The sequence below is a fragment of the Candidatus Deferrimicrobiaceae bacterium genome, from assembly GCA_035256765.1.
In the GTDB taxonomy this organism is placed as follows: Bacteria; Desulfobacterota; Deferrimicrobia; order Deferrimicrobiales; family Deferrimicrobiaceae; genus CSP1-8.
Genome location: DATEXR010000115.1, coordinates 1 through 2,962, shown reverse-complemented (window position 1 = coordinate 2,962; position 2,962 = coordinate 1). Strand labels below are relative to the sequence as shown.

Annotated in this window: 3 protein-coding genes; 2 read left to right on the top strand and 1 reads right to left on the bottom strand. The window is 63.5% G+C overall.

The annotated features are described in order from the left end of the window. Positions 1-420: carboxymuconolactone decarboxylase family protein (locus VJ307_03810; GenBank protein ID HJX73260.1), on the top strand; the 420-nt coding region annotated here is incomplete at its 5' end. A 79-nt stretch (positions 421-499) separates the two neighbouring features. Here the strand turns inward: VJ307_03810 and VJ307_03805 are convergent. Further along, positions 500-1,798, bottom strand: a complete 1,299-nt coding sequence (locus VJ307_03805) for a homocysteine synthase (GenBank protein HJX73259.1) — start codon at positions 1,796-1,798, stop codon at positions 500-502. A 786-nt stretch (positions 1,799-2,584) separates the two neighbouring features. Here VJ307_03805 and VJ307_03800 point away from each other — a divergent pair. Continuing rightward, on the top strand, positions 2,585-2,962 hold a 378-nt coding region (locus VJ307_03800; GenBank protein ID HJX73258.1), incomplete at its 3' end, for a hypothetical protein.

Below are 2,962 nucleotides of genomic sequence, written 5' to 3'. Positions count from 1 at the left end.
CACTGTTGTTGGGGGGATAAAGCCATGAAGCGCGAAGAGGTGTACAAGGAGATCAAGGAGACCTTCGGACTGGTCCCCGGCTTTTTCAAGCTCGTTCCGGATTCGTCGCTCAAGCTCGAGTGGGACCTGTTCAAGAAGGTGCAGATGGAGGAGGGGCCGATTCCGAACAAGTACCGGGAGCTGATCGGGGTGGGCATTGCGGCGACCACCAGGTGCCGGTACTGCGCCGTCTACCACACGGAGTTGGCGAAGCTGAACGGGGCGACGGACGCCGAGATCGAGGACGCCGTCCACTGGGCCAAGTCCCAGGCCGGCTGGAGCACCTACATCAACGGGATGCAGGTCGATTACGACCAGTTCAAGAGCGAGGTGCTGCAGGCCTGCGAGCACGTCCGCAAGAAGATGGGGAAGGCCGCCTAGGCGCGCGCAGGGAAGAAAGCGGATCTATCGAAAAGCCCGGAGGGAAACGATCCCCTCCGGGCTTTTTTTCCCCGGGCGATCACGTCTTCCGGAGCGCCTGGTCGAGGTCCTCGACGATATCGTCGATATGCTCCAGCCCGACCGACAGCCGGACGTAATCGTCGGTCACTCCCGTCGCGAGCCGCTCCTCGCCGGTGAGCTGCTGGTGCGTCGTCGACGCCGGGTGGATCACGAGGCTTTTGGCGTCCCCGATGTTGGCCAGGTGGGAGTGGAGCTTCACGTTGTCGATGAATTTCTTCCCCGCCTCCATCCCCCCCTTGATGCCGAACCCGAGGATCGCGCCGTACAGCCCGCGGTGGTGATACTTCTTCGCCAGGCCGTGCTGCGGATGGTCGGGCAGCCCCGGGTAGTTGACCCACGTCACGTTGGGGTGCTTCGACAGGAACTTCGCCACCGCCAACGCGTTCGTGCTGTGCCGCTCCATCCGCAGGGGAAGCGTCTCCACCCCCTGGAGGAAGAGGAAGGCGTTGAAGGGGGACATCGCCGGACCCAGATCCCGCAGGAGCTGCACGCGCGCCTTGAGGATGAAGGCGACGTTGCCCAGGCCGGGGAAGTTTCCGAAGACCTCCCAGAACTTGAGGCCGTGGTAGGAGGGGTCCGGTTCGGTGAACTGCGGGAAGTTGCCGTTCCCCCAGTCGAACTTTCCGGAGTCGACGATGATCCCCCCGATGGAGGTGCCATGCCCCCCGATGAACTTCGTCGTGGAGTGGATGACGATGTCGGCCCCGTGGTCGAACGGCCGCAGCAGGAAGGGGGACGGCATCGTGTTGTCGATCACCAGCGGGATGCCCGCCTCGTGGGCGATGTCGGCCACCGCGCGGTTGTCCAGCGTATCGAGCTTCGGGTTTCCGATCGACTCGGCGAAGATCGCCTTCGTCTTCTTCGTGATCGCCTTGCGGAAATTCCCCGGGTCGGAGGGGTCGACGAACTTCACGTCGATCCCGATCTTGGGGAAGGTGTAGTGGAACAGGTTGTACGTCCCCCCGTACAGGGACGCCGACGAGAGGATCTCGTCCCCCGCGTTCGCGATGTTGAGGAGCGCCAGCGTTTCCGCCGCCTGGCCGGACGCCACCGCCAGGGCGCCCGTCCCCCCCTCCAGCTGCGCGATCCTCTGCTCGAGGACGTCGGTGGTCGGGTTCATGATCCGGGTGTAGATATTGCCGAACTCCGCAAGCCCGAACAGGCGCGCGGCGTGCGCCGTGTCGTGGAACACGTACGACGTCGTCTGGTAGATCGGGACCGCCCTCGCATTGGTCGCGGGGTCCGGCTTCTGCCCTCCGTGCAGGGCGATCGTTTCCGGCCTGTACGAATCCGCCATCGCTTTGCTCCTTTCCCTTGCTTCGGGGGATACCGCCGCTCCCCTCGGCAGGAGGCAATCACTATATGTATTATGGATATTATAGTCTATGGATGTCGTTGTCAATGCATCCTTTTCGGGCTCCATCTGCCTTGCAGGGAGAATTTTCTATTTGAAAATTTTTCACGAAGGCTTCGTCATCCGGCCCCCCCCCGGGGGGAGAAGCCCTTTCCCCTCCCGGTGCCAGGGGCTCGCGGGCGGCTATCGCTCCGCAGCCTCGGCTTGCTGCGCTATTTCGGCACCTGCGAAACGGCGTCCGCTCGCTGCCAGCTCGCTGCCCGATCCTTGCCTTCCCCCCGGAGTTTTCGGATAATATGGTTCTCATGCGATAGGAGTCGTGCCGCCATGTCGATGGTCATCGAATGCGATGCCTGCCGGTCCCGCTTCCATATGCGTACGGCGTTGTTCCAGGGAGCAAGAGCCGCCAGCGTTCGTTGCCGCACCTGCGGAAAGCCCATCATGGTTCCCAACCTGGAAATGCCCAATCCCCGACCGGTCCTGCGCCCTCAACTAAAACTTGATCCCGCTCCCCCCCCCCGACCGCAAAGGAGAACCTCGCCCGGCCCTGTTCCGAACTCTCCGCAAGCAACAGCGCTCCCAAAGAAGGAGACGGTTCCCCTGGAGGAAGCCGTCATGCTCCTCCCCGTGGACAGGCCGACACCACGCAGCTCGAAGGTTCCTGTTTCGACCTCTGTGCCGGCAACAGCGCCCCCCAAGAAGGAGACGGTTCCCCTGGAGGGGGCCGTCATGCCCCTCCCCGTGGACATGCCGACCCCGCGCATCTCGAAGGTCCCTGTTCCGACCTCTTTGCCGGCAACAGCGCCCCCCAAGAAGGAGACGGTTCCCCTGGAAGGAGCCGTCATGCTCCTCCCCGTGGACATGCCGACCCCGCTCGGAGGGAGACGGCCCTTCCACACCCGGCCTTCCTTCTTCATCGCCACGTTCCTTCTCCTCCTGTTGGCAGGGGGCGCAACCTACTTCGGTTTCACGACGGCGGGGCAGGGGCAGTTGTCCCGGTTGTTCCCGGGATGGAAATCGTTGACGCTTGGCACCGCTACCGCATCCCCGGGCTATGACATCGGGAACGTGGAGGGATACTTCACGCGAAAAGCCGTCGGAGGGACC

Excerpts from the sequence above, each read along its gene's own strand:
- VJ307_03805 (HJX73259.1), bottom strand. The coding sequence starts at position 1,798 with ATGGCGGATTCGTACAGGCCGGAAACGATCGCCCTGCACGGAGGGCAG.